The 23314-nt window shown below is 63.0% G+C and carries 33 protein-coding genes; all 33 read left to right on the top strand.

The window, feature by feature from the left end:
* The first annotated feature begins 9 nt into the window (after positions 1-9).
* The 33 genes from rplB to KVT37_RS05985 all read left to right on the top strand — a co-directional run bounded on the left by rplB (position 10) and on the right by KVT37_RS05985 (position 23177).
* Entirely contained in the window at positions 10-843 is an 834-nt protein-coding gene (rplB, locus tag KVT37_RS05825) for a 50S ribosomal protein L2 (RefSeq protein ID WP_095818138.1), read from the top strand.
* 16 nt (positions 844-859) lie between these two features.
* Positions 860-1138: a 30S ribosomal protein S19 gene (gene rpsS / locus KVT37_RS05830; protein ID WP_006205463.1), complete on the top strand. Its 279-nt coding sequence runs from the start codon at positions 860-862 to the stop codon at positions 1136-1138.
* 2 nt (positions 1139-1140) lie between these two features.
* Positions 1141-1530: a 50S ribosomal protein L22 gene (gene rplV, locus KVT37_RS05835; protein WP_010909277.1), complete on the top strand. Its 390-nt coding sequence runs from the start codon at positions 1141-1143 to the stop codon at positions 1528-1530.
* A complete protein-coding gene (rpsC, locus tag KVT37_RS05840; protein ID WP_095818137.1) occupies positions 1530-2258 on the top strand; it encodes a 30S ribosomal protein S3 in 729 nt (242 codons plus the stop codon). Before rplV ends, rpsC begins: the two co-directional genes overlap by 1 nt.
* A gap of 27 nt (positions 2259-2285) precedes the next feature.
* Positions 2286-2699, top strand: coding sequence for a 50S ribosomal protein L16 (rplP, locus tag KVT37_RS05845; RefSeq protein ID WP_027170364.1), 414 nt, complete (start codon positions 2286-2288; stop codon positions 2697-2699).
* Between the two features lie 12 nt (positions 2700-2711).
* Entirely contained in the window at positions 2712-2912 is a 201-nt protein-coding gene (gene rpmC / locus KVT37_RS05850) for a 50S ribosomal protein L29 (protein WP_137934271.1), read from the top strand.
* 11 nt (positions 2913-2923) lie between these two features.
* Complete coding sequence (rpsQ, locus tag KVT37_RS05855) at positions 2924-3163, top strand: 30S ribosomal protein S17 (RefSeq protein WP_023675136.1); 240 nt, start codon at positions 2924-2926, stop codon at positions 3161-3163.
* An 83-nt stretch (positions 3164-3246) separates the two neighbouring features.
* Positions 3247-3615 (top strand): 50S ribosomal protein L14, encoded by a 369-nt coding sequence (gene rplN / locus KVT37_RS05860; RefSeq protein WP_006205457.1) that lies wholly within the window; start codon positions 3247-3249, stop codon positions 3613-3615.
* A 12-nt stretch (positions 3616-3627) separates the two neighbouring features.
* On the top strand, positions 3628-3942 hold the full coding sequence (rplX, locus tag KVT37_RS05865) for a 50S ribosomal protein L24 (protein ID WP_042642195.1): 315 nt from the start codon (positions 3628-3630) through the stop codon (positions 3940-3942).
* Positions 3935-4513 carry a 50S ribosomal protein L5 gene (gene rplE, locus KVT37_RS05870; protein ID WP_112099606.1) on the top strand — a complete coding sequence of 193 codons (579 nt, stop codon included), beginning with the start codon at positions 3935-3937 and terminating at the stop codon, positions 4511-4513. Before rplX ends, rplE begins: the two co-directional genes overlap by 8 nt.
* A 26-nt stretch (positions 4514-4539) precedes the next feature.
* Positions 4540-4845, top strand: a complete 306-nt coding sequence (gene rpsN, locus KVT37_RS05875) for a 30S ribosomal protein S14 (protein ID WP_042642199.1) — start codon at positions 4540-4542, stop codon at positions 4843-4845.
* A gap of 12 nt (positions 4846-4857) precedes the next feature.
* Positions 4858-5256, top strand: coding sequence for a 30S ribosomal protein S8 (gene rpsH / locus KVT37_RS05880; RefSeq protein WP_042642201.1), 399 nt, complete (start codon positions 4858-4860; stop codon positions 5254-5256).
* Between the two features lie 90 nt (positions 5257-5346).
* Positions 5347-5880 (top strand): 50S ribosomal protein L6, encoded by a 534-nt coding sequence (rplF, locus tag KVT37_RS05885; RefSeq protein WP_217570551.1) that lies wholly within the window; start codon positions 5347-5349, stop codon positions 5878-5880.
* A 137-nt stretch (positions 5881-6017) separates the two neighbouring features.
* Entirely contained in the window at positions 6018-6380 is a 363-nt protein-coding gene (rplR, locus tag KVT37_RS05890) for a 50S ribosomal protein L18 (RefSeq protein WP_042642205.1), read from the top strand.
* Between the two features lie 129 nt (positions 6381-6509).
* Entirely contained in the window at positions 6510-7079 is a 570-nt protein-coding gene (rpsE, locus tag KVT37_RS05895) for a 30S ribosomal protein S5 (protein WP_027046810.1), read from the top strand.
* 25 nt (positions 7080-7104) lie between these two features.
* Positions 7105-7302, top strand: a complete 198-nt coding sequence (gene rpmD, locus KVT37_RS05900; RefSeq protein ID WP_027170355.1) for a 50S ribosomal protein L30 — start codon at positions 7105-7107, stop codon at positions 7300-7302.
* A 22-nt stretch (positions 7303-7324) separates the two neighbouring features.
* Positions 7325-7798 carry a 50S ribosomal protein L15 gene (gene rplO, locus KVT37_RS05905; RefSeq protein ID WP_217570553.1) on the top strand — a complete coding sequence of 158 codons (474 nt, stop codon included), beginning with the start codon at positions 7325-7327 and terminating at the stop codon, positions 7796-7798.
* A gap of 256 nt (positions 7799-8054) precedes the next feature.
* A complete protein-coding gene (secY, locus tag KVT37_RS05910; RefSeq protein WP_217570555.1) occupies positions 8055-9395 on the top strand; it encodes a preprotein translocase subunit SecY in 1341 nt (446 codons plus the stop codon).
* Positions 9392-9982, top strand: coding sequence for an adenylate kinase (locus tag KVT37_RS05915; RefSeq protein WP_217570557.1), 591 nt, complete (start codon positions 9392-9394; stop codon positions 9980-9982). Before secY ends, KVT37_RS05915 begins: the two co-directional genes overlap by 4 nt.
* Before the next feature lie 232 nt (positions 9983-10214).
* A complete protein-coding gene (gene rpsM, locus KVT37_RS05920) occupies positions 10215-10583 on the top strand; it encodes a 30S ribosomal protein S13 (protein ID WP_027170351.1) in 369 nt (122 codons plus the stop codon).
* Positions 10584-10742: 159 nt separating this feature from the next.
* Positions 10743-11132, top strand: coding sequence for a 30S ribosomal protein S11 (gene rpsK, locus KVT37_RS05925; protein ID WP_006205444.1), 390 nt, complete (start codon positions 10743-10745; stop codon positions 11130-11132).
* A gap of 97 nt (positions 11133-11229) precedes the next feature.
* On the top strand, positions 11230-12240 hold the full coding sequence (locus tag KVT37_RS05930) for a DNA-directed RNA polymerase subunit alpha (protein ID WP_040983001.1): 1011 nt from the start codon (positions 11230-11232) through the stop codon (positions 12238-12240).
* Positions 12241-12344: 104 nt separating this feature from the next.
* Positions 12345-12776: a 50S ribosomal protein L17 gene (rplQ, locus tag KVT37_RS05935; protein WP_217570559.1), complete on the top strand. Its 432-nt coding sequence runs from the start codon at positions 12345-12347 to the stop codon at positions 12774-12776.
* 192 nt (positions 12777-12968) lie between these two features.
* Positions 12969-14456 carry a DegQ family serine endoprotease gene (locus KVT37_RS05940; RefSeq protein ID WP_217570561.1) on the top strand — a complete coding sequence of 496 codons (1488 nt, stop codon included), beginning with the start codon at positions 12969-12971 and terminating at the stop codon, positions 14454-14456.
* Positions 14457-14543: 87 nt separating this feature from the next.
* On the top strand, positions 14544-15854 hold the full coding sequence (locus KVT37_RS05945) for a replication-associated recombination protein A (RefSeq protein ID WP_217570563.1): 1311 nt from the start codon (positions 14544-14546) through the stop codon (positions 15852-15854).
* A gap of 216 nt (positions 15855-16070) precedes the next feature.
* On the top strand, positions 16071-16895 hold the full coding sequence (locus KVT37_RS05950) for an aspartyl/asparaginyl beta-hydroxylase domain-containing protein (protein WP_217570565.1): 825 nt from the start codon (positions 16071-16073) through the stop codon (positions 16893-16895).
* A gap of 180 nt (positions 16896-17075) precedes the next feature.
* Positions 17076-18044, top strand: a complete 969-nt coding sequence (locus KVT37_RS05955) for a helix-turn-helix domain-containing protein (protein WP_217570568.1) — start codon at positions 17076-17078, stop codon at positions 18042-18044.
* A 160-nt stretch (positions 18045-18204) separates the two neighbouring features.
* The gene (gene adh / locus KVT37_RS05960) at positions 18205-19722 is read left to right on the top strand and encodes an aldehyde dehydrogenase (protein ID WP_217570570.1); all 1518 of its coding nucleotides are present in this window, start codon (positions 18205-18207) and stop codon (positions 19720-19722) included.
* A 65-nt stretch (positions 19723-19787) separates the two neighbouring features.
* Positions 19788-20150, top strand: a complete 363-nt coding sequence (locus KVT37_RS05965; protein WP_217570573.1) for a DUF779 domain-containing protein — start codon at positions 19788-19790, stop codon at positions 20148-20150.
* Positions 20151-20258: 108 nt separating this feature from the next.
* Complete coding sequence (locus tag KVT37_RS05970) at positions 20259-21239, top strand: RluA family pseudouridine synthase (RefSeq protein ID WP_217570575.1); 981 nt, start codon at positions 20259-20261, stop codon at positions 21237-21239.
* Between the two features lie 14 nt (positions 21240-21253).
* The gene (locus tag KVT37_RS05975; protein ID WP_217570577.1) at positions 21254-21460 is read left to right on the top strand and encodes a hypothetical protein; all 207 of its coding nucleotides are present in this window, start codon (positions 21254-21256) and stop codon (positions 21458-21460) included.
* Complete coding sequence (locus KVT37_RS05980) at positions 21457-22374, top strand: DMT family transporter (protein WP_217570579.1); 918 nt, start codon at positions 21457-21459, stop codon at positions 22372-22374. The genes KVT37_RS05975 and KVT37_RS05980 overlap by 4 nt, the downstream gene beginning before the upstream one ends.
* An 11-nt stretch (positions 22375-22385) precedes the next feature.
* The gene (locus KVT37_RS05985) at positions 22386-23177 is read left to right on the top strand and encodes an ATP12 family chaperone protein (RefSeq protein WP_217570581.1); all 792 of its coding nucleotides are present in this window, start codon (positions 22386-22388) and stop codon (positions 23175-23177) included.
* Positions 23178-23314: the final 137 nt, after the last annotated feature.

Raw genomic sequence — 23314 nt, forward strand, 5'->3', positions numbered from 1 at the left:
GACAGGACAATGGCACTTAAGAAATTCAACCCGGTAACGCCGAGCACCCGCCAGCTGGTCATCGTCGACCGCTCGGGCCTCTACAAGGGCAAGCCCGTCAAGGGCCTGACCGAAGGCCTGACCAAGTCGGGCGGCCGCAACAATTACGGCCGCATCACGGCCCGCTTCATCGGCGGCGGTCACAAGCGTTCGTACCGCATCATCGACTTCAAGCGTAAGAAGTACGACGTCGTCGGTACGGTCGAGCGTATCGAATACGATCCGAACCGCACCGCCTTCATCGCGCTGATCAAGTATGACGACGGCGAGCTGTCCTACATCCTGGCCCCGCAGCGCCTTGCTGCCGGCGACAAGATCGTGGCCGGCGAAGCGGTTGACGTGAAGCCGGGCAACGCGATGCCGCTGGCCTCGATGCCGGTCGGCACGATCGTCCACAATATCGAGCTGAAGCCGGGCAAGGGCGGCCAGGTCGCCCGTTCGGCTGGCGGTTACGCCCAGCTCGTCGGCCGCGACCAGGGCATGGCGATCCTGCGCCTCAATTCGGGTGAGCAGCGCGTCGTGCACGGTTCCTGCATGGCCACCGTCGGTGCCGTGTCGAACCCCGACCACGGCAACATCAACGACGGTAAGGCCGGTCGCACCGTGTGGCGCGGCAAGCGTCCGCACAATCGCGGCGTGACCATGAACCCGGTCGACCATCCGCACGGCGGCGGCGAAGGCCGCACCTCGGGCGGCCGTCATCCGGTTTCGCCCTGGGGCAAGCCGACCAAGGGCAAGAAGACGCGGTCCAACAAGGCGACCGACAAGTTCATCCTGCGCTCGCGTCATCAGCGCAAGAGCTAAGAAGAGGTAACGCCAAGTGACTCGTTCGATTTGGAAAGGCCCCTTCATCGACGGCTACCTTCTCAAGAAGGTGGACAAGGTTCGTGAAGGTGGTCGCAATGAGGTGATCAAGATGTGGAGCCGTCGCTCCACCATCCTGCCGCAGTTCGTCGGCTTCACCTTTGGTGTCTACAACGGCCAGAAGCACGTCCCGGTCTCCGTGAACGAGGACATGGTCGGCCACAAGTTCGGTGAATTCGCTCCGACCCGGACCTATTACGGTCATGGCGCGGATAAGAAGGCGAAGAGGAAATAATCATGGGCAAGGCCAAAGCTCCGCGCAGGCTTGCTGATAACGAGGCGCGTGCCGTTCTGCGCACGATCCGTATCAGCCCGCAGAAGCTGAACCTGGTTGCCGCGCTGATCCGCGGCAAGAAGGTCGCGACAGCGCTTTCCGACCTCGAATTCTCGGCCAAGCGGATTTCCGGCACGGTCAAGAAGACGCTGGAATCGGCGATCGCCAATGCGGAAAACAATCACGACCTCGACGTCGATGCGCTGGTCGTGGCGGAAGCCTATGTCGGCAAGTCGATCGTCATGAAGCGTTTCCACGCTCGTGGCCGCGGTCGCGCCAGCCGTATCGAAAAGCCGTTCTCGCACCTCACGATCGTCGTTCGTGAAGTCGAGGAAAAAGGGGAGGCCGCATAATGGGCCAGAAAGTCAATCCGATCGGGCTGCGTCTCGGCATCAACCGTACCTGGGATTCGCGTTGGTTCGCGAACACCGGCGAGTACGGCCAGCTGCTGCACGAGGACCTCAAGATCCGCAAGTATCTCGAGAAGGAACTCAAGCAGGCCGCGATCTCCAAGGTCGTGATCGAGCGTCCGCACAAGAAGTGCCGCGTCACCATCCACGCCGCGCGCCCAGGCCTGATCATCGGCAAGAAGGGCGCCGACATCGAGAAGCTGCGCAAGAAGCTGACCGAGATGACGAAGTCCGAAACGCACCTCAACATCGTTGAAGTGCGCAAGCCGGAAATCGACGCCACGCTGATCGCCCAGTCGATCGCTCAGCAGCTCGAGCGCCGCATCGCGTTCCGCCGCGCCATGAAGCGTGCCGTTCAGTCGGCCATGCGGCTCGGCGCCGAAGGCATCCGCATCAACTGCTCCGGCCGTCTCGGCGGCGCCGAAATCGCGCGCATGGAGTGGTACCGCGAAGGCCGCGTGCCGCTGCATACGCTGCGCGCCGATGTCGACTACGGCACGGCAGAGGCGAACACGGCTTACGGCATCTGCGGCGTCAAGGTGTGGGTGTTCAAGGGCGAGATCCTCGAGCACGACCCGATGGCCTCCGAGCGTCGCGCCACCGAAGGTGATGCAGCGCATGGCGGCGGTGGTGGTGAGCGCGAACGCGGCCGTCGTCGCGAGAACGCCTGAGACATTTGAGAATTTGGAGTTAGAACGATGCTGCAGCCAAAGCGCACAAAGTTCCGTAAGCAGTTCAAGGGCCGTATCCACGGTACCGCCAAGGGCGGCACCAATCTGGATTTCGGCGGTTTCGGACTGAAGGCGCTTGAGCCGAACCGCGTCACCGCGCGTGAGATCGAGGCGGCCCGCCGCGCGATCACCCGCGAGATGAAGCGCGCCGGCCGCGTCTGGATCCGGGTGTTCCCGGATCTGCCGGTCACCTCGAAGCCGACCGAAGTCCGCATGGGTAAGGGCAAGGGCGCAGTCGACTACTGGGCGGCGCGCGTCAAGCCCGGCCGCATCATGTTCGAGATCGATGGCGTCAGCGAGGAGACCGCGCGTGAGGCGCTGCGTCTCGGCGCCGCCAAGCTCTCGGTCAAGACGCGCTTCGTGCAGCGCATCGCAGAATAAGGACAGGCGATCATGAAAGCCGAAGACATCCGGACCAAGACCCAGGATCAGCTGACCGACGACCTGGCAGCCCTCAAGAAGGAGCAGTTCAACCTGCGCTTTCAGAAGGCCACCGGCCAGCTCGAAAAGACCGCGCGCGTGAAGCAGGTCCGCAAGGACATCGCGCGCATCAAGACCATCGCCGCGGAAAAATCCGCGGCCAAGAAGGCTTAAGGACGAGAACCATGCCAAAGCGCATCCTGCAGGGCACCGTCGTCAGCGACAAGAACGAGAAGACGGTCGTGGTCAAGGTCGAGCGTCGCTTCACCCACCCGGTGATGAAGAAGACCGTGCGTATGACCAAGAAGTACAAGGCGCACGACGAGAACAACGCCCACAAGGTCGGCGACCAGGTGTTCATCCAGGAATCGAAGCCGATTTCGAAGGATAAGCGCTGGGTTGTCGTCTCTTCGGATCAGGCTTGATCCGGGCGAACGAACCGAATTTTGGACAGACCGGGGAGGGGTGAAAGCACCCGTCCCGTTAGAAAAGAAGAAGGCGGCCAGTCATGATTCAGATGCAAACAAACCTCGACGTCGCGGACAATTCCGGCGCCCGTCGTGTCATGTGCATCAAGGTGCTGGGCGGCTCGAAGCGGAAATATGCCTCCGTCGGCGACATCATCGTGGTGTCGATCAAGGAAGCCATTCCGCGCGGCCGCGTTAAGAAGGGCGATGTGATGAAGGCGGTCGTGGTTCGCACGGCCAAGGACATCCGCCGCCCGGACGGCAGCGTGATCCGTTTCGACAAGAACGCGGCCGTTCTCGTCGACAATAAGAAAGAGCCGATCGGCACCCGTATCTTCGGACCGGTTCCGCGCGAGCTGCGCGCCAAGAACCACATGAAGATCATCTCGCTCGCGCCTGAAGTGCTGTAAGGAGCCGGACCAATGCAAAAGATCAAAAAAGGCGACAAGGTCGTCGTGCTTGCCGGCAAGGACAAGGGCCGTTCGGGCGAAGTCCTGTCGGTGCAGCCGAAGGAAGACACCGCGGTCGTCCGCGGCGTGAACCTCATTCGCCGTCACCAGAAGCAGACCCAGTCCCAAGAGGGCGGGATCATCACCAAGGAAGCGCCGATCCACCTGTCGAATATCGCGCTCGCCGACCCCAAGGATGGCAAGCCGACCCGCGTCGGCTTCACCATCCAGAAGGATGGCAAGAAGGTGCGCGTCGCCAAGCGTTCGGGAGAAGTCATCAATGGCTAAGTCTGAAACCAAGCAGGCAGCTGCCAAGAACGAGCCGCGCCTCAAGAAGGTCTATAACGAGACCATCCGCAAGGCGATGCAGGAGCAGTTCGGCTACGACAACGACATGCAGGTTCCGCGCATCGACAAGATCGTGCTGAACATGGGTGTCGGCGAAGCGACGGGCGACTCCAAGAAGCCCTCGGTCGCGGCCGAGGATCTCGCGATGATCGCCGGCCAGAAGGCCGTCGTCACCCGTGCCCGCAACTCGATTGCCGGCTTCAAGGTGCGCGAGAACATGCCGATCGGCGCCAAGGTCACGCTGCGCAAGGAACGCATGTACGAGTTCCTCGACCGCCTCGTGAACATCGCACTGCCGCGCGTTCGCGACTTCCGCGGACTGAACCCGAAGAGCTTTGACGGCCGTGGCAACTATGCCATGGGCATCAAGGAACACATCGTGTTCCCGGAGATCAACTACGACAAGGTTGATCAGGTCTGGGGCATGGACGTCATCGTTTGTACGACGGCGAAGACGGACGACGAGGCCAGAGCTCTGCTCAAGGCCTTCAACTTCCCCTTCCGCCAGTAACGGCAGCGAAAAAGGAAAAATCTGAAATGGCAAAGACCAGCTCAGTCGAGAAGAACAACCGGCGCCGCAAGCTCGCCGACCAGTACGCCGCCAAGCGCACGGCGCTCAAGGCCATCATCATGGATCAGTCCAAGCCGATGGAAGAGCGTTTCCGCGCCCAGTTGAAGCTTTCGGCGCTGCCGCGCAACTCGGCCAAGATCCGCATCCGTAACCGCTGCGAAGTCACGGGCCGTCCGCGCGCCTACTACCGCAAGCTGAAGCTTTCGCGTATCGCGCTTCGCGATCTGGGCAATACCGGCCAGATCCCGGGCCTGGTCAAGTCGAGCTGGTAAGGAGACACTGAGATGTCATTGAGCGATCCTCTCGGCGATATGCTGACCCGCATCCGCAACGCCTATGGCCGCAAGAAGTCGAGCGTCTCGACGCCGGCCTCGCGTCTGCGCGCCCGCGTCCTCGAAGTGCTGAAGTCGGAAGGCTATATCCGCGACTACAGCCAGACCGACTTTGAAAACGGCAAGTCGGAAATCGAGATCGAGTTGAAGTATTTCGACGGCGCTCCGGTCGTGCGCGAAATCGAGCGCGTGTCGAAGCCTGGCCGCCGCGTCTATGTCTCGGCCAAGTCGATCCCGCAGGTCGCCAACGGCCTCGGCATCGCCATCCTCTCGACGCCGAAGGGCGTCATGGCCGACCATGAAGCGCGTGAGCAGAACGTCGGCGGCGAGATCCTCTGCCAGATCTTCTGATCGGCCAAGAGATTGATGAATGGGCTTCGGTTCTCGGGATCGCGCCCGGGAACTGGAACCTGAAACCAAAGAAGTGACGAGGACAACAAAATGTCTCGTATCGGAAAGAAACCCGTTTCGCTGCCGCAGGGCGTGACCGCTTCCGTCAACGGCCAGACCGTGACGGCGAAGGGCCCGAAGGGCGAGCTGAAGTTCGTGGTGAACGACGAAGTGCTGGTCAAGATGGAAGGCGCTGAGATCTCGGTCGAACCGCGCGACCAGACCAAGGCGGCCCGCTCCAAGTGGGGCATGTCGCGCACGCAGATCGTCAACATCCTGCAGGGCGTGAAGGACGGCTTCGAGAAGAAGCTCGAGATCACCGGCGTCGGCTATCGTGCCGCGCTGCAGGGCAAGAACCTGCAGCTGGCGCTCGGCTTCAGCCACGATGTGGTCTATGAGACGCCCCAGGGCATCACCATCACCGTGCCGAAGCCGACCGAAATCACGGTTTCGGGCATCGACAAGCAGCAGGTCGGCCAGGTCGCCGCCGAGATCCGCGAATATCGTGGTCCGGAGCCGTACAAGGGCAAGGGCGTGCGCTATGCCGACGAGCGCATCGTGCGCAAGGAAGGCAAGAAGAAGTAATAGGCTTGGCCGCGAAAAGTTCGGACTTTTCGCAAAGGGTTAAGTTTGAGAAGTGTAACGCCGCGGGGAGCGGCCGCGGGAGGCCTGGCCTACCGCACAGGGTTGCCCCCGTTTTCTGAAGGCAAGGAACTGACATTATGGCAAGCCCCAAAGAAACCATCCAGCGCCGCGCGCAGCGCGTTCGCCGCCAGTTGAAGAAGGTCGCCGGCGCGCGTCCGCGGCTTTCGGTGCACCGCACCTCGAAGAACATCTACGTCCAGGTCATCGACGATGCCAACGGCCATACGCTGGCCGCCGCCTCGACACTCGAGAAGGACCTCAAGGGTTCGCTCAAGACCGGCGCCGACACGGCCGCGGCCGCGGCCGTCGGCAAGCTGATCGCCGAGCGCGCTTCGAAGGCCGGCGTCAAGGAAGTCGTCTTCGACCGCGGCCCGTACATCTACCACGGCCGCGTCAAGGCGCTGGCCGAGGCTGCCCGCGAAGGCGGTCTCAGCTTCTAATGCATGATCCCGAAAAGTTGCAGACTTTTCGGACAAGATCATGCAAAGGAGAAATTCACCGCCGGCGACCCGAAATGCGGCGTCGGCAAATAGCAACCCGTGCTTCCGGAAAAGAACAAGGAACAGGATATGGCACAGGAACGTAGAGAAGGCGGCCGCGGCCGCGAGCGTGAACGCGAAGAGCGTGACGACGGCATGGTGGACAAGCTCGTCCACATCAACCGCGTCGCCAAGGTGGTGAAGGGCGGCCGTCGTTTCGGCTTTGCCGCTCTCGTCGTCGTCGGCGACCAGAAGGGCCGCGTCGGCTTCGGCCACGGCAAGGCGCGCGAAGTGCCGGAAGCGATCCGCAAGGCGACCGAATCGGCCAAGCGCGACATGATCTTCGTGCCGCTGCGTTCGGGCCGCACGCTGCATCACGACGTCGAGGGCCGTTGGGGCGCCGGACGTGTTCTGCTGCGCGCCGCCAAGCAGGGTACCGGCATCATCGCCGGCGGTCCGATGCGCGCCGTCTTCGAGACGCTCGGCATGCATGACGTGGTCGCCAAGTCGATGGGTTCGTCGAACCCCTACAACATGGTTCGCGCCACCTTCGACGCGCTGAAGAGCCAGATGCATCCGAAGGATGTGGCTGCCGCGCGCGGCATCAAGTACTCGACCCTTCAGGCCCGCCGCGGCACCGCCGTTGCGGCTGAAGAATAGTCGACGCTGACCAGGGATTTCGACCATGGCCAAGAAAGCTACCAAGACCATCACCGTCGAGCAGATCGGCTCCCCGATCCGCCGGCCGAAGGAGCAGCGCGCGACGCTGGTCGGCCTCGGCTTGAACAAGATGCACAAGCGGCGCACGCTGGAAGATACCCCTTCCGTGCGCGGCATGATCGCTGCCGTCCAGCACCTCGTCCGCGTCGTGGACGAGGCCTGAACGGAAGCGCAGGAGAAGCAACATGAAACTCAACGATCTGCGTGACAAGGACGGCGCCACGCATTCCAGGAAGCGCCTCGGTCGCGGCATCGGCTCCGGTTCGGGCAAGACCGCCGGTCGCGGCGTCAAGGGCCAGAAGGCCCGCTCGGGCGTTGCCATCAACGGCTTCGAGGGCGGCCAGATGCCGCTCTACCGGCGTCTGCCGAAGCGTGGCTTCAACAACATTTTCGCCAAGAGCTTCACCGTCGTGTCGCTGGCCAAGATCCAGGCCGCGATCGACGCCAAGAAGCTGGACGCCAAGGAGACCGTGACGGCCGAGGCCCTGGTGGCCGCCGGCGTCATCCGCCGCGCCAAGGACGGCGTGCGCGTTCTCTCCGACGGCGAACTCAAGGCCAAGCTCTCCTTCGATGTCGCCGGCGCCTCCAAGGCCGCGATCGAGAAGATCGAGAAGGCCGGCGGTTCGGTGAAGCTGCCGGAAGCGGCCGCCGCCGAGTAACGGCGATTTGAAGCGCGGCCGGTAGAATGATTTCGCATTTTCCGTCGAACCGCGCTTTGACCAGATGAATTGAGCGGCCGCGTCAACGCGGCCGCTTGCATGTTTACGGTCCGGAGCTTATCTCGTGAGCTTCGGTGACACGCGCCGCCTGAGCTGCGGGCGTCGAGCGTGACACGGAAATCAATGAAGTAGAGCATGATGTTGTCCGAAAACCGCTCCACATTTTTCGGCGTCCTGCTCTAGCGGAGAATCAGGCATGGCTTCGGCTGCTGAACAACTAGCCTCCAATCTCAATTTTGCGGCCTTCGCCAAGGCCGAGGATTTGAAGAAGCGCATCTGGTTCACCATCGGCGCGCTGCTCGTCTACCGCCTCGGCACCTATATCCCGCTGCCCGGCATCAATCCCGACGCTTTCGCCCAGGCCTTCTCCTCACAGAGCAAGGGCGTGCTCGGCATGTTCAACATGTTTGCCGGCGGCGCCGTGCAGCGCATGGCGATCTTCGCGCTCGGCATCATGCCCTACATCTCCGCCTCCATCATCATGCAGCTGATGACCTCGGTCATCCCGACGCTGGAAGCGCTGAAGAAGGAAGGCGAGCAGGGCCGCAAGATCATCAACCAGTACACGCGCTACGGCACCGTGCTCCTGGCGCTGATCCAGGCCTACGGCATTTCGATCGGCCTCGAAGGCGGCAACGGCATCGTCAACGATCCGGGCATGTTCTTCCGCATCTCGACCGTCGTGACGCTGGTCGGCGGCACCATGTTCCTGATGTGGCTCGGCGAGCAGATCACCGCCCGCGGCATCGGCAACGGCATCTCGCTGATCATCTTCTCGGGCATCGTTGCCGGCCTGCCGCGCGCCATCTCCGGCACGCTGGAACTCGGCCGCACCGGCGCGCTGTCGACGAGCCTCATCCTCGCGATCATCGTACTGGCCATCATCGTCATCGCGCTCATCGTCTTCTTCGAGCGCGCGCAGCGCCGCCTGCTCATCCAATATCCGAAGCGCCAGGTCGGCAATCGCATGTTCCAGGGCGACACCTCGCATTTGCCGCTGAAGCTGAACACCTCGGGCGTCATCCCGCCGATCTTCGCGTCCTCGCTGCTTCTCTTGCCGGCGACGGTCGCGGGCTTCTCGCAGGCGACCAACCTGCCGGCCTGGGCAAGCACCATCCTGGCCTCGCTCGGCCACGGCCAGCCGCTCTACATGATCTTCTATGCGAGCATGATCGTCTTCTTCGCCTTCTTCTACACGGCGATCGTCTTCAATCCGAAGGACACGGCGGACCAGCTCAAGAAGCATTCCGGCTTCATTCCGGGCTATCGTCCGGGCGAGCGCACGGCCGAATATATCGACTATGTTCTGACGCGTATCACCGTCATCGGCGCCATCTACTTGGTGCTGGTCTGTTTGCTGCCGGAGTTCCTGATTTCGGCGACTGGCGTACCTTTCTACCTCGGTGGCACATCGCTTCTGATCGTGGTCAGTGTCACGCTCGACACGGTGGCGCAGATTCAGGGTCACCTGATCGCGCACCAGTATGAGGGCCTGATCAAGAAGTCGAAGTTGCGCGGGGGGAAGAGGAGCAGATGAGGCTGATATTGCTTGGGCCGCCAGGAGCGGGCAAGGGGACGCAAGCACAAAGACTGGTAGAAAAACATGGCATACCCCAGCTCTCGACGGGTGACATGCTGCGTGCCGCTGTCCAGGCCGGAACCGAGGTCGGCAAGCGCGCCAAGGCGGTGATGGATGCCGGTGAGCTGGTCTCCGATGCGATCGTCAACGCCATCGTCGCCGAGCGCATAGATCAGCCGGATTGCGCCAGGGGTTTCATCCTCGACGGCTATCCGCGCACGCTGGTCCAGGCCGACGCGGTCGAGGCCATGCTCGCCGAGCGCGGCATCGCGTTGGACAGCGTGATCGAGCTCGTCGTCGACGATAGGGCGCTGGTCGGGCGCATAGTCAAGCGTGCCGAGGACGCCAAGGCGTCGGGCCAGCCGGTGCGCAAGGACGACAATCCCGAGGTGTTCGAGGAGCGTCTGCGCGAGTACTACAAGAAGACGGCGCCGCTGACCGGCTATTACTACGCCAAAGGCAGGCTCAAGACCGTCGACGGAATGGCCAGTATCGATGCGGTGACCGCGGAGATCGGCAAGGTGCTCGCGGCGGCGGCGAAGTGAGCCGCACCGGCAATTGAAGATTGCGCTTGGCGACAATTGAAGATTGCGCTTGACTGGAGTGGGCCGTTGGGGTATGGCGGCCCGTCTTCCTATCAGGCATGGACTTTGCTTGCCCTTGCGGGCAAGGCAGTCGCTTTGAACCAGGAAACTCCCGCAAGGGCCGGCCTCCACCGGACGCGGGGCAACTTCGACAGCGCCGGCTCGTCCGGCCCAAATGGAGAAAGAGAAGAAGATGGCTCGTATAGCCGGCGTCAACATTCCGACCAACAAGCGCGTCGTCATTGCGCTTCAGTACATTCACGGCATCGGCAAGAAGTTTGCCCAGGAGATCGTCGACAAGGTCGGCATCCCGGCGGACCGCCGCGTCAACCAGCTGACCGACGCGGAAGTGCTGCAGATCCGCGAGACGATCGACCGCGACTATCAGGTCGAAGGCGACCTGCGCCGCGAAGTCTCGATGAACATCAAGCGGCTCATGGACCTCGGCTGCTACCGCGGCCTGCGTCACCGCCGCTCGCTGCCGGTCCGCGGCCAGCGCACGCACACCAATGCGCGCACCCGTAAGGGCCCGGCCAAGGCGATCGCCGGCAAGAAGAAGTAATTAGGGGAATAAGGGAGTAGGGGAGTAAGGCAGTAGGGAATAGTCCGAGAATCGGACCGCTAATTTCCCTACTCCCTTACTTCCCTATTCCCCCACTCCCTTACCTAAGGTGGAGCCGCTGGCATTACGGCGGTGTAGAGATCAACTGAAAGGACTACCATGGCCAAGGAAGCCGCTCGTGTTCGCCGTCGCGAACGCAAGAACATCTCGTCGGGCGTTGCCCACGTCAATTCGACCTTCAACAACACCATGATCACCATCACCGACGCGCAGGGCAATTCGATCGCCTGGTCGTCGGCCGGCGCGCAAGGCTTCAAGGGTTCGCGCAAGTCGACCCCGTTCGCCGCCCAGATGGCGGCTGAAGACGTCGCCAAGAAGGCGCAGGAACACGGCATGCGCATGCTCGAGGTCGAGGTCTGCGGACCCGGCTCCGGCCGTGAATCGGCCCTTCGCGCCCTGCAGGCCGCCGGCTTCACCATCACCTCGATCCGTGACGTGACGCCGATCCCGCACAATGGCTGCCGTCCGCGCAAGAAGCGCCGCGTCTGATTTTTAAGCGCCGCGCGAACGCCAAGGCGTTCCTCCGCGGCTTTCCGTGTCGCCCGCCACGATTGGATGGTGGCGGGGCAAAGGAAGGAAGACATTTATGATCCAGAAAAACTGGCAGGAACTGATCAAGCCGAACAAGATCGAGTTCTCGTCGAAGAAGAAGACGCTGACCACGCTGGTGGCCGAGCCGCTCGAACGCGGATTCGGCCTGACGCTGGGCAACGCGCTGCGGCGCGTGCTTCTGTCTTCGCTGCGCGGCGCGGCCGTCACCGCCGTGCAGATCGACGGCGTGCTGCATGAATTCTCGTCCATCGCCGGCGTGCGCGAGGACGTGACCGACATCGTGCTCAACATCAAGGAAATCGCCATCCGCATGGAAGGCGATGGTCCCAAGCGCATGGTCGTTCGCAAGCAAGGCCCGGGTGCGGTGCTCGCCGGCGACATCCAGACCGTGGGCGACGTCGAGATCCTCAACCCCGACCACGTCATCTGCACGCTGGACGAGGGCGCCGAGATCCGCATGGAGTTCACCGTCGACACCGGCAAGGGCTATGTGCCCGCCGAGCGTAACCGCGCCGAGGACGCGCCGATCGGCCTGATCCCGGTCGACAGCCTCTACTCGCCGGTCAAGAAGGTCTCCTACAAGGTCGAGAACACCCGCGAGGGCCAGGTTCTCGACTATGACAAGCTGACCATGACGATCGAGACCAACGGCTCGATCTCGGGCGAGGACGCGGTCGCTTTCGCCGCCCGCATCCTGCAGGACCAGCTTGCGCTGTTCGTCAACTTCGACGAGCCGCAGAAGGAAGTCGCGGCCGAGGCGGTCACCGAGCTCGCCTTCAACCCGGCGCTGCTCAAGAAGGTCGACGAGCTCGAGCTTTCGGTGCGTTCGGCCAACTGCCTCAAGAACGACAACATCGTCTATATCGGCGACCTGATCCAGAAGACCGAAGCCGAGATGCTGCGCACCCCGAACTTCGGCCGCAAGTCGCTGAACGAGATCAAGGAAGTGCTGGCGGCCATGGGCCTCCATCTCGGCATGGAAGTGCCGGACTGGCCGCCGGAAAACATCGAAGACCTCGCAAAACGTTACGAAGACCAATATTGAGCATGAATTCCAAGGATCGGCGGCGTGAGCCGCCCGATCCGACGGTCATGCGGAAAACCATCAGAGGCCGTGGCCTCTTGAACAACTGAAGAAGGAAAAGAGCCATGCGCCACGGTTTCAAAGGCCGTCGTTTCGCCCGCAGCATCAGCCACCGCAAGTCGATGTTCGCCAACCTCGCCGTGTCTCTGATCGAGCACGAGCAGATCGTCACCACCCTGCCGAAGGCGAAGGACCTGCGTCCGATCGTCGAGAAGCTGGTGACGCTCGGCAAGCGTGGCGACCTGCACGCCCGCCGCCAGGTGATCGCGCAGATCGGCAATGAAGGCGTCGTCAAGCGCCTGTTCGAAACCCTCGCCCCGCGCTACGCCACCCGCAACGGCGGCTACCTGCGCATCATGAAGGCAGGCTTCCGCAAGGGCGACAACGCCGCCATGGCGGTCATCGAGTTCGTCGACCGTGACACTTCGGCCAAGGGCGCCGGCGACCGCGCCCGCCTCGAGGCGGAAGGCGCCAATGAGGAAGCCGCGGCCGCCTGAGGCCAGCGTTTTCGTCAATGACTTCAAGGGGCCTACGGGCCCCTTTTTGCATTTTGGAAGAGGTTCGAGCCGGGTGAGCGGAATTTCGCGCCCAGGCTCACGCTTTTGCGCGACAAGTGGCGCATTTGTGTGCATTAGCCTTTCATTCTGCACAATCGTCGGGACAATGGCGCCCGATCTGGAGGATTCGGAATGCACCTCAAACGACTGTTTCTTGTTGCCGCGCTGGCCGTTTTCGCCGCGGCACCGGCCGCAAGACAGGCTTTTGCCGAGGATGCCGCCAAGCCGGCCGATCCGGGCCTCTCCGACGTGCTGACCGATCTGCTGCATGGCGTCGAAGGCGAGAACGGCACATCCGGCCCGGACAAGCGCGTGCCGTTCGGCCGCGAGGAGGTGCAGCTTTCCTTCGCGCCGCTGGTCAAGCAGACGGCGCCCGCCGTGGTCAACGTCTATGCCTCGCAGACTGCCAAGGTGACGTCGCCTTTCGAGGGCGATCCTTTCTTCGAGGAGTTCTTCGGCCGTGCCCAGCCGCGCGCGCAGTCTTCGCTGGGCTCCGGCGTGCTGGTCGATCCGAGCGGCGTCATCGTCACCAACTACCACGTCATCAAGGATGCCGACGAGGTCAAGGTCGCGACTGCCGATGGCCGCGAATTCACCTCCAAGGTCATGCTCAAGGACGAGACGCTCGATCTCGCCGTGCTCAAGATTTCTGCCGACAAGCCGTTTCCGGTTATCGCCATCGGCGATTCCGACGCACTCGAGGTCGGCGACCTGGTGCTGGCGATCGGCAATCCGTTCGGCGTCGGCCAGACCACCACCAGCGGCATTGTCTCCGCACTCGCCCGCAGCCATATCGGCGTTTCGGATTCAGGCTATTTCATCCAGACCGATGCCGCCATCAATCCCGGCAATTCCGGCGGCGCGCTGATCAACATGGGCGGCCAGCTGGTCGGCATCAATACGGCCATCTACAGCCGCAGCGGCGGCTCGATCGGCATCGGCTTCGCCATTCCCTCGAACATGGTGCGCGCCTTTGCCGACGCCGCCAAGGCCGGCCTCGACTTCTTCGAGCGGCCCTATATCGGCGCGGAGTTCGAACTGGTGACGCCGCAGATCGCCGAATCTCTCGGCATGGAGAAGCCGACCGGCGCATTGGTGTCGACCGTGGACCCCGCCGGGCCCGCCGGCAAGGCAGGGCTGAAGCCGGGCGATGTCATTCTGTCGCTCAACAACACACCGGTCGAAAGCATCGAAGCGCTCGACTACCGCATGGCGACGCTGTCGATCGGCACCAAGGCGACGTTCGCGGTGCTGAGCAAAGGCCAACAGGCGACAATGGAAATCCCGCTCGAACGCGCGCCGGAAGGCGCCAAGCCCAGCGAAGTCACCTTGCGTGGCCGCAGTCCCTTTTCCGGTGCCAAGGTAGCGGAACTGTCACCGAGGCTTGCCCAGCGGCTTGGCCTGCGCACGGATATCAAGGGCGTCACCGTCATCGATATCAGCCGCGATTCGCCCGCCGCCGATTTCGGCTTCCAACCCGGCGATATCGTGCGCGAGGTGAACGGAACCACCATCGACACCGCGGCGACGCTGGCCCAGATTGCCCAGCAGGACACGCGCTGGTGGCGCTTTACCGTCGAGCGCGGCGGGCAGATATTGCGCCAGGTGTTGCGTTACTAAGGCTGTCCTCCCATTTGGAGCATGATCCCGCAAAGATAAGATCATGCTCCAAAGAGGGATGGATCGCGGTTCAACCAAAAGACTTGCATGGCCGATCTGTTCAGTTCCGATGAGCCGGAAAAGGCGCCGCCCGGGCGGCCGCTGGCCGACCGGTTGCGCCCAAAAAACCTCGGCGAGGTCGTCGGCCAGGAGCATCTGACCGGCCCCGACGGAGCGCTGACCAGACTGATCGATTCCGGCTCGTTGGGCTCCATGATCTTCTGGGGACCGCCCGGCACCGGCAAGACGACGGTGGCGCGGCTGCTGGCCGGCGAGACCAATCTGGCCTTCGAGCAGATCTCCGCCGTGTTTTCCGGCGTCGCCGATCTCAAGAAAGTGTTCGAGGCGGCCAAGCTAAGACGCGCCAACGGTCGCCAGACGCTGCTCTTCGTCGACGAGATCCATCGCTTCAACCGCGCCCAGCAGGACGGTTTTCTCCCCGTGATGGAGGACGGCACGGTGGTGCTGGTCGGCGCCACGACGGAGAATCCGTCCTTCGAGCTGAATGCCGCGCTTCTGTCCCGCGCCCGCGTGCTGGTGTTCCGTTCGCTGGGCGAAGAAAGCATCGCCAAGCTTCTGGCGCGGGCGGAAGAAACCGAGGGCAGGGCGCTGCCGCTCGACGACGAGGCCCGCGCGATGCTGATCCGCATGGCAGACGGCGACGGCCGCGCCTCGCTGACGCTGGCCGAGGAAGTCTGGCGCGCCGCCAAAAAAGGCGAAGTGTTCGGTCCGGAAGGCCTGCAGCGCGTCATCCAGCGCCGCGCGCCGATCTATGACAAGGGCCAGGACGGCCACTACAACCTGATCTCGGCGCTGCACAAGTCGGTGCGCGGCTCCGATCCGGATGCCGCGCTTTACTACCTCGCCCGCATGTTCGATGCCGGCGAGGATCCGCTCTATCTCGGACGCAGGCTCGTGCGCATGGCGGTCGAGGATATCGGGCTCGCCGATCCTCAGGCCCTTGTCATCGCCAATGCCGCCAAGGACGCCTATGACTATCTGGGTTCCCCCGAGGGTGAGCTCGCCTTTGCTCAGGCCGCCGTCTATCTCGCTACGGCACCGAAATCGAATGCCGTCTATAACGCCTTCAAGGCCGCGACCGCGGCCGCCAAGGAGTTCGGCTCGCTACTGCCGCCCAAGCACATCCTCAATGCGCCGACCAAGCTGATGAAGCAGGAGGACTACGGGGCCGGCTACCGCTACGACCATGACGAGCCGGACGCGTTTTCAGGCCAGGATTACTTTCCGGAAAAGATGGGCCGGCACACTTTCTACGACCCGCCGGAACGCGGTTTCGAGCGCGATATCCGCAAGCGGCTGGAATACTGGGCAAAGCTGCGCAGCGAACGGAACAGCTGAGTTGCGCGACCTGGCGGTCGCGCTCCATCGCTCGGCCTGCCGGCTGGACATGGAGCTGAAGTGGAGTGGCGCACTCCAAATATTGCGCTGACAGGCCGCTCGGGCCCACGCACGGCATTGTGCCGGGAAACAAAAAATCTTATCAAGACGCACGGCTGGCGGGGGTCGCCGTGATTTTGGCTCATGGAACAGGATCGCGCTCCCGCGCGAAAGACAATGACAAAACAAACTGTCAAGACGCTCCGCAAGGCTGCTATCGCGGTCGTGGTGCTCGCGCTCGCCTTCTATTTCATCCCGATCCTGACCACGATCTGGGTCGTCTGCGGCCTGATCGACGTCATTCGCAACGACCAGAAGGACCGCAACCTGTTCGAGCGCTATTTCCTCGGCAACGGCCTCTTCACCTGGCTGCTGTCGCCGTTCAACCTGATCGTCGACCTTCTTTGCTACCGCAACCCTGGCGTCTGGAAGCCCGAGCAGTTTCCCGAGGACTATCAGCGCGAAATCAACGAAGTGCTGGGCGTGTTCAAGGCGCGCAAGGATGAGATCATCGCCGACATCGACGCCAATTTCGGCGCCGGCCGGCGCGGCATGTATGTCTACCAGTGGTATGGCAAGCACAAGATCGACAACGTTCCCGAATTCAACAAGGACTACAAATACATCAAGACGATCGCCGTCTCGGTTTTCAGCAAGCGCGAATCGACGTCCTGGCATTTCGGTCCGCTGCGGCTCAGCCTGCGCATTCTCTACAATCTGATCCCGGTGAAAGCGGAGATCTTCGTCCAGTGCGGCAGCAAGAAGAACTACTGGTTCGACAATCCGCTGTTCATCTTCGACGACACGCTGTTCCACCGCTCGGTCAACGAGTATGACGGCCGCCGCTATTGCGTCTTCGTCGACATCATTCGCCCGTCTCCTTTCCCGGGGGTGATCGCGGGGCTTCTCGCCATCGTCTCGGTCAGCGTCGAGCGCATCAATTCCGTCTTCTACAAGAACTGGAAGATGATCGGCTCGTCCAAGCCGAAAGCCGCCAACTGAATTCGCATTCGGTTGTTATCTGGTTCGGCCGACATCATTCGGCCGAACCATCGAAACCCGCTCTTCAACCAACGTCCTATAGCGCCGATCGGCTTTGGCTGTTAAAAGCTTTCCATCGGATATATCCATACGGATATAACGACGAGCGGGGGGAGGAACCCGCTCGCTGGGAGGATCGGGTTGAGCGGACGGCAAGCAGCCGGGCATGCGGATTTCGTCCAGGCCTCGATCGCCAGGAGCGATGCGGCCCATTCGGCGCTGGTCGCCTCGTGGCGGCGTTCCCTGCAACTGCATCATCTCGACCCGGCCGAGCGCAAGGCGCCCAGGCGCCTGACCGAAACCGAGTTGCGGCAGGCTCGTCAGCGCATGGAGCGGATGATCCGCGCCGCGGAGACAAGCCTCAACCGGCTCTATCAGGCGGTCGGCGGCGTCGGCTGCTGTGTCATGCTTGCCGATCGAGACGGCATCCCTGTCGAGCGCCGGGGTGCGGCCTCCGATGACGAAACCTTCGACGAATGGGGCCTCTGGACCGGCACGGTCTGGAGCGAGGACAGCGAGGGCACCAATGGCATCGGCACCTGTCTTGCCGATCAGCGGGCATTGACCGTTCATTGCGACCAGCATTTCTTCTCACGCAACACGCTGATGAGTTGCACCACGGCGCCGGTCTATGACCACGAAGGCAATCTGGCCGCCGCGCTCGACGTATCGTCCTGCCGCTCGGACCTGACGGAAGGCTTCGTCCAGCTCATCTCCGTCGCGGTGGGAGACGCGGCGCGGCGGATCGAGGCCGAGAATTTCCGCATGGTCTATTCCAATGCCCGCATCCTTTTGGCGTCTGTCGCGGAGCGCGGCGCCGGCGCGCTGATCGCGGTCGATCAGGACGACATGGTGATCGGCGCAACGCGTAACGCGCGGCTGGCTTTGGGCATAACGGGCGAGGTGTTGGCCAAGGGATTGCTGGCTGCCGACGTTCTTGGCGATCCCGCGAAGGGCGCCGAAGATTTCGACGACGCCGAACGCGGCGTGTTGCAGCGGGCGATGGCGCGCGCCGGCGGCAATGTCTCGGCGGCGGCCCAGAGCCTCGGCATCTCGCGCGCTACCCTGCATCGCAAGCTCGCCCGTTTTGGCATTCGCCGCGCGCACTGATTTTCCGGAAATGACCAGTCATTTTTCCAAAATGACCTGTCGCAGTTCTGCGACACTCGGTTCCTGCGATCGATCGGCCCTGGGCTGACAAGCCGGCGCCGATCCGCAACCCTTCCTCCCGACGCGCCGCATCCCGTGGCGTGGTTTTAGGGAGGATGCGATGAACAAGGTGGAATTCTCACGCACGGCCAAGGTTCCCTTCGCCAAGCGCTACGACAACTTTATCGGCGGCAAGTGGGTGGCGCCACTTTCCGGCAAATATTTCGAAAATATCTCGCCGGTCACCGGCCGCCCGCTGGGAGAGATCGCCCGCTCGGACGCCAAGGACATAGAGGCAGCGCTCGATGCCGCTCACAAAGCTAAGGATGCCTGGGGCAAGACCAGCCCGGCGGCTCGCGCGCTGATCCTCAACCGCATCGCCGACCGGATGGAAGACAATCTCGATCTGCTGGCGCTTGCCGAAACCTGGGACAACGGCAAGCCGATCCGCGAGACGACCGCGGCCGACCTGCCTCTGGCCATCGACCATTTCCGCTATTTCGCCGGGGTGCTGCGCAGCCAGGAAGGGTCCATCTCCGAGATCGACCATGACACCGTCGCCTATCATTTCCATGAGCCGCTCGGCGTCGTCGGCCAGATCATCCCGTGGAATTTCCCGCTGCTGATGGCGGTGTGGAAGTTGGCGCCCGCGCTTGCCGCCGGCAATTGCGTGGTGCTGAAGCCCGCGGAGCAGACCCCGGCCACGATCATGCTCTGGGCCGATCTCATCGGCGACCTGTTGCCCGAAGGCGTGCTCAACATCGTCAACGGCTTCGGCCTCGAGGCCGGCAAGCCGCTCGCTTCGTCGAACCGTATCGCCAAGATCGCCTTCACCGGGGAGACGACGACGGGTCGCTTGATCTCGCAATATGCCAGCCAGAACCTGATCCCGGTGACGCTCGAGCTCGGTGGCAAATCGCCCAACATCTTCTTCCAGGATGTCACCGCCGAAGACGACGATTTCTTCGACAAGGCGATCGAGGGCTTCGTCATGTTCGCGCTCAACCAGGGCGAGGTCTGCACCTGTCCCAGCCGTGCGCTGGTGCATGAGAAGATCTACGACAAGTTCATCGAACGCGCGCTGAAGCGCGTCGAGGCGATCGTCCAGGGCGATCCGCTCGACCCGGCCACCATGATCGGCGCGCAGGCGTCGAGCGAGCAGTTGCAGAAGATCCTGTCCTACTTCGACATCGGCCGCCAGGAAGGGGCGCAGGTGCTGACCGGCGGCGAGCAGAACCATCTGCCGGGTGATCTCGCCGGCGGCTACTACGTCAAGCCGACAGTGTTCAAGGGCAACAACAAGATGCGCATCTTCCAGGAGGAGATCTTTGGGCCGGTCGTGTCGGTCACGACCTTCAAGGACGATGATGAAGCTTTGTCGATCGCCAATGACACGCTCTACGGCCTCGGCGCCGGCATCTGGAGCAGGGATGCCAACCGCTGCTACCGCTTCGGCCGCGCCATCCAGGCCGGGCGTGTCTGGACCAACTGCTATCACGCCTATCCGGCGCATGCCGCCTTTGGCGGTTACAAGCAGTCCGGCATCGGCCGCGAGACGCACAAGATGATGCTCGACCACTATCAGCAGACGAAGAACATGCTGGTCAGCTACAGCCCGAAGAAGCTCGGCTTCTTCTGATCCTCCCAGGGCAGGGCGGCAGGGCGCGGTCAGCCGCGCCCTCCCGTGAGTTTCAGGAGGAGGCTATGGACAAGGCTTCATTGGGCAAAGTCTCCGCAACGCCGGAGGCAGAGGCGCTGCTGGCGGAGATCATCGCTGATCACGGGCCTGTGCTTTTCCATCAGTCCGGCGGCTGCTGCGACGGTTCCTCGCCGATGTGCTATCCGCGTGCCGAGTTCATGATCGGCGACAATGACGTCAGGCTCGGCGAGATCGGCGAGACGCCGGTCTATATCAGCGCCTCGCAATATGAGGCGTGGAAGCATACCGATCTGATCATCGACGTGGTGCCGGGCAGAGGCGGCATGTTCTCGCTCGACAATGGTCGCGAGAAGCGATTTCTGACGCGCTCGACGGTCTGCGCGGTGCCGACGTCTTCTGGCGGTTGATCGGAATGGCGCGACGATTGGGGTAATCGTCGCGCTTTATTGGGTCTTTGGCTCGCACAATGCCTGCCTTAGTGCTATGGCGCCGCTTTCAAACGGAAAAGCATATCCATGGCAGGTGTAGAACAGATCACGGTGGAGGCCGGCGAGGCGGGCATGCGGCTCGACCGCTGGTTCAAGGTCCATTTCCCGGGCCTCGGCTTCGGCCACCTGCAAAAGCTGCTGCGCTCCGGCCAGATCCGCGTCGACGGTGGACGCGTGAAGGCCGACACGCGCGTCGAGCCGGGCCAGACCGTTCGCATTCCGCCGCTCGACGTCGACAAGAAGGGCGATACGCCGCTTACCGGCCACTCGATCCGCAACCAGGGCGATGCCGATGTGCTCGCCAAGATGCTCCTGCACGAAGACCCGAAAGTCTTCGTCTTCAACAAGCCGGCGGGCCTGGCGGTGCAAGGCGGCTCGGGCGTCACCCGCAATGTCGACGACATGCTGGAGGCTTGGCGCAACCAGAAGGGCGAGAAGCCGCGCCTCGTCCATCGCCTCGACCGCGACACCTCCGGTGTGCTGGTCGTTGCCCGCACGCGCCTTGCCGCGATGAAGCTCTCGGAAGCGTTCCGGGCGCGCGAGACCAAGAAGACCTACTGGGCGCTGGTCAAGGGTGTGCCGGCGAAGCGCGAGGACAAGATCTCGACCTGGCTGATCAAGGAGCCGACCGAGGACGGCGACCGCGTGCGCGTGGCCAAGCATGGCGAGAAAGGCGCCGACCATGCGGTTTCCTACTATCGCGTGGTCGAGCAGGCGGCGCAGTCGCTGTCCTGGCTGGAGATGGAGCCCTATACCGGCCGCACGCATCAGCTGCGCGTCCACGCCGCCCATATCGGCTGTCCGATCATCGGCGACCCCAAATATTTCGAGGCCGACACCAATTGGGAGTTCCCGGGCGGCATCCAGAACCGTCTGCACCTCCACGCCCGCCGCATCGTCATCCCGCACCCCGACCAGGGCGTCATCGATGTGACGGCGCCGATGCCGCCGCACATGCGCCAGAGCTGGAACCTCATCGGTTTCGACGAACAGAGCGCGGAGGACTGAAGGGGCGCGCAACAATGGAAGGATCCACCGTCACCAGCCAGTTGATCGGATGGTTGCCGTTCATCCTGGTTTTCGCTGTGTGGTTCGCCTACACGCGGCGGATCGCGACGAAGCAGGGATCGATGGCCGAGATTGGACGTGAGAACACCGAGGCGGTCAGACAGAACACCGAGGCGTTGAAGGCGCTGCTCGCAAAACTGGAAGGCCAATCGAAGCAATGACCACCGCTGTCGAAACGGATCGCCGCAACGCGGTCGACATGGCGGCGGCGGCCATCATGATCGGGCTGACCTTTTCCTGGGGCCTGAACTACGTCGCGGCCAAGGTCTCCTACGCCGGCTTCGATCCTGTCTTCGTCTCGGTCGCGCGCTCGGTTCTCGGCGGGCTCTGCGTGCTCGCCTGGTGCCGGCTGCGCGGCATCAAACTGTTCGAAGCGGACGGTACGCTCGGTGCCGGAATCGCCGTCGGCGTGCTCTTCGGCGTCGAGTTCCTGTGCCTCTATATCGGGCTCGAATACACGACCGTCGCCCGCAACACGTTGCTGGTCAACACCGTGCCGTTCTGGGTCCTGATCGGCGGCCATTTCCTGCTCGGCGAGCGCATCAACACACGCAAGTTCGGCGGGCTCGTTCTTGCCTTCTGCGGCCTGGCGGCCGTCTTCTCCGACGGCATCGTCGCCGGCAAGGACGCAACGCTGACCGGTGACCTGCTCAGCCTCGGTTCCGGCATCCTCTGGGCAACGACCAGCATCGTCATCAAGCGGTCGAAACTGGTGGAGATCAGCGCCGAGAAGCTGTTGCTCTATCAACTGGCAGGCGCCGCAATTGTCGGCATGCTTGTCATGCCTTTCGCCGGCCCGCCGATCCGGGCGATGGCCGCCTTGCCGACACTGGCGCTGCTGTTCCAGTCTTTCTATATCGTCGCCTTCACCTATGTGTTGTGGTTCTGGCTGCTCACGCGCTATCCGGCGGCCGGCCTGTCGAGCTTCGCCTTCCTGTCGCCGGTGTTCGGCGTTCTGTGCGGCGCGATCGTTCTGGGCGAGGCGCCGACGTTCAGGATCTTCCTGGCGCTGGCGCTGATCGCCGCCGGCCTGATCATCGTCAACCGGCCGGCGCGCAGGCAGCCTACTGTTTAAGGAGTCCCCAGATGCGCGATATCCTCGAAGACCTCGAAGCGGGAAAACTGCTCTCCGATCCCGATCCGGTGCGGCGCGCGCAGATCCAGATGAAGACGCCGCTGCCGAAGCGTTTCTATAAGGCTGTCTCGGTAGTGCCGGTGGAAAACGGTTTTGCGGTGCATCTCGACGGCAGACCGGTGCGCACGCCGGGCAAGGCCGTGATGGTGCTGCCGACCGAAAAGGCCGCCACGCTCGTGGCCGATGAATTCGACGCGCAAAGCGAGATCATCGATCCGGTGACGATGCCGGTCATGCGCCTCGTCAACACCGCCATCGACGGCGTCGCGTCCGATCCGCAGGCAGTGCTGGAGGATGTCCTGCGTTTTGCTTCCTCCGATCTGCTCTGCTATCGCGCCGACGCCCCCCAAGCGCTTGTCGACCGTCAGAACCAGCTTTGGGACCCGGTGCTGGACTGGGCGCGTGGTCATCTTGGCGCGCGCTTCAACCTTGCCGAAGGCGTCATTCATGTCGAGCAGCCGCGTGAAGCCATCGCCGTGCTCGGCGCGCATCTCGGCCAGCGTTCCGAGCCGATGCGACTGGCCGCCATCCACGTCATGACGGCGTTGACCGGTTCGGCGCTGCTCGCCCTTGCCGTCGATTTCGGCGAGCTCGACGGCGAGGAAGCCTGGGCCGCCGGCCATGTCGACGAGGACTGGCAGATTGAGCATTGGGGCCAGGATGCCGAGGCTGTGGCGCGCCGCTCGGCCCGCAAGCGCGACATGATGGCGGCGGTCAGCCTGCTCGAGGTGCTGCAGGGCTAAAGCAATTCCAGGAAAAGTGCACGGCGGTCAGGCTCGGCGTCTTCGCCGTAGTTTTCCGTCCGGAATTGCGTCCGGCAAAGAGATGGAGGGTCTCGCCGTTTCCGTGAAATGGTGAAACGCTCCAAGCGCTCGCTTTT

It is taken from the genome of Mesorhizobium sp. GbtcB19 (assembly GCF_019091085.1).
Classification (GTDB): Bacteria; Pseudomonadota; Alphaproteobacteria; order Rhizobiales; family Rhizobiaceae; genus Mesorhizobium.

What these genes read in the sequence shown, in the direction of transcription:
- rplB (WP_095818138.1), top strand. Translation starts at nt 10, where the DNA reads ATGGCACTTAAGAAATTCAACCCGGTAACGCCGAGCACCCGCCAGCTG.
- rplV (WP_010909277.1), top strand. Translation starts at nt 1,141, where the DNA reads ATGGGCAAGGCCAAAGCTCCGCGCAGGCTTGCTGATAACGAGGCGCGT.
- rpsC (WP_095818137.1), top strand. Translation starts at nt 1,530, where the DNA reads ATGGGCCAGAAAGTCAATCCGATCGGGCTGCGTCTCGGCATCAACCGT.
- rplP (WP_027170364.1), top strand. Translation starts at nt 2,286, where the DNA reads ATGCTGCAGCCAAAGCGCACAAAGTTCCGTAAGCAGTTCAAGGGCCGT.
- rpmC (WP_137934271.1), top strand. Translation starts at nt 2,712, where the DNA reads ATGAAAGCCGAAGACATCCGGACCAAGACCCAGGATCAGCTGACCGAC.
- rpsQ (WP_023675136.1), top strand. Translation starts at nt 2,924, where the DNA reads ATGCCAAAGCGCATCCTGCAGGGCACCGTCGTCAGCGACAAGAACGAG.
- rplN (WP_006205457.1), top strand. Translation starts at nt 3,247, where the DNA reads ATGATTCAGATGCAAACAAACCTCGACGTCGCGGACAATTCCGGCGCC.
- rplX (WP_042642195.1), top strand. Translation starts at nt 3,628, where the DNA reads ATGCAAAAGATCAAAAAAGGCGACAAGGTCGTCGTGCTTGCCGGCAAG.
- rplE (WP_112099606.1), top strand. Translation starts at nt 3,935, where the DNA reads ATGGCTAAGTCTGAAACCAAGCAGGCAGCTGCCAAGAACGAGCCGCGC.
- rpsN (WP_042642199.1), top strand. Translation starts at nt 4,540, where the DNA reads ATGGCAAAGACCAGCTCAGTCGAGAAGAACAACCGGCGCCGCAAGCTC.
- rpsH (WP_042642201.1), top strand. Translation starts at nt 4,858, where the DNA reads ATGTCATTGAGCGATCCTCTCGGCGATATGCTGACCCGCATCCGCAAC.
- rplF (WP_217570551.1), top strand. Translation starts at nt 5,347, where the DNA reads ATGTCTCGTATCGGAAAGAAACCCGTTTCGCTGCCGCAGGGCGTGACC.
- rplR (WP_042642205.1), top strand. Translation starts at nt 6,018, where the DNA reads ATGGCAAGCCCCAAAGAAACCATCCAGCGCCGCGCGCAGCGCGTTCGC.
- rpsE (WP_027046810.1), top strand. Translation starts at nt 6,510, where the DNA reads ATGGCACAGGAACGTAGAGAAGGCGGCCGCGGCCGCGAGCGTGAACGC.
- rpmD (WP_027170355.1), top strand. Translation starts at nt 7,105, where the DNA reads ATGGCCAAGAAAGCTACCAAGACCATCACCGTCGAGCAGATCGGCTCC.
- rplO (WP_217570553.1), top strand. Translation starts at nt 7,325, where the DNA reads ATGAAACTCAACGATCTGCGTGACAAGGACGGCGCCACGCATTCCAGG.
- secY (WP_217570555.1), top strand. Translation starts at nt 8,055, where the DNA reads ATGGCTTCGGCTGCTGAACAACTAGCCTCCAATCTCAATTTTGCGGCC.
- KVT37_RS05915 (WP_217570557.1), top strand. Translation starts at nt 9,392, where the DNA reads ATGAGGCTGATATTGCTTGGGCCGCCAGGAGCGGGCAAGGGGACGCAA.
- rpsM (WP_027170351.1), top strand. Translation starts at nt 10,215, where the DNA reads ATGGCTCGTATAGCCGGCGTCAACATTCCGACCAACAAGCGCGTCGTC.
- rpsK (WP_006205444.1), top strand. Translation starts at nt 10,743, where the DNA reads ATGGCCAAGGAAGCCGCTCGTGTTCGCCGTCGCGAACGCAAGAACATC.
- KVT37_RS05930 (WP_040983001.1), top strand. Translation starts at nt 11,230, where the DNA reads ATGATCCAGAAAAACTGGCAGGAACTGATCAAGCCGAACAAGATCGAG.
- rplQ (WP_217570559.1), top strand. Translation starts at nt 12,345, where the DNA reads ATGCGCCACGGTTTCAAAGGCCGTCGTTTCGCCCGCAGCATCAGCCAC.
- KVT37_RS05940 (WP_217570561.1), top strand. Translation starts at nt 12,969, where the DNA reads ATGCACCTCAAACGACTGTTTCTTGTTGCCGCGCTGGCCGTTTTCGCC.
- KVT37_RS05945 (WP_217570563.1), top strand. Translation starts at nt 14,544, where the DNA reads ATGGCCGATCTGTTCAGTTCCGATGAGCCGGAAAAGGCGCCGCCCGGG.
- KVT37_RS05950 (WP_217570565.1), top strand. Translation starts at nt 16,071, where the DNA reads ATGACAAAACAAACTGTCAAGACGCTCCGCAAGGCTGCTATCGCGGTC.
- adh (WP_217570570.1), top strand. Translation starts at nt 18,205, where the DNA reads ATGAACAAGGTGGAATTCTCACGCACGGCCAAGGTTCCCTTCGCCAAG.
- KVT37_RS05965 (WP_217570573.1), top strand. Translation starts at nt 19,788, where the DNA reads ATGGACAAGGCTTCATTGGGCAAAGTCTCCGCAACGCCGGAGGCAGAG.
- KVT37_RS05970 (WP_217570575.1), top strand. Translation starts at nt 20,259, where the DNA reads ATGGCAGGTGTAGAACAGATCACGGTGGAGGCCGGCGAGGCGGGCATG.
- KVT37_RS05975 (WP_217570577.1), top strand. Translation starts at nt 21,254, where the DNA reads ATGGAAGGATCCACCGTCACCAGCCAGTTGATCGGATGGTTGCCGTTC.
- KVT37_RS05980 (WP_217570579.1), top strand. Translation starts at nt 21,457, where the DNA reads ATGACCACCGCTGTCGAAACGGATCGCCGCAACGCGGTCGACATGGCG.
- KVT37_RS05985 (WP_217570581.1), top strand. Translation starts at nt 22,386, where the DNA reads ATGCGCGATATCCTCGAAGACCTCGAAGCGGGAAAACTGCTCTCCGAT.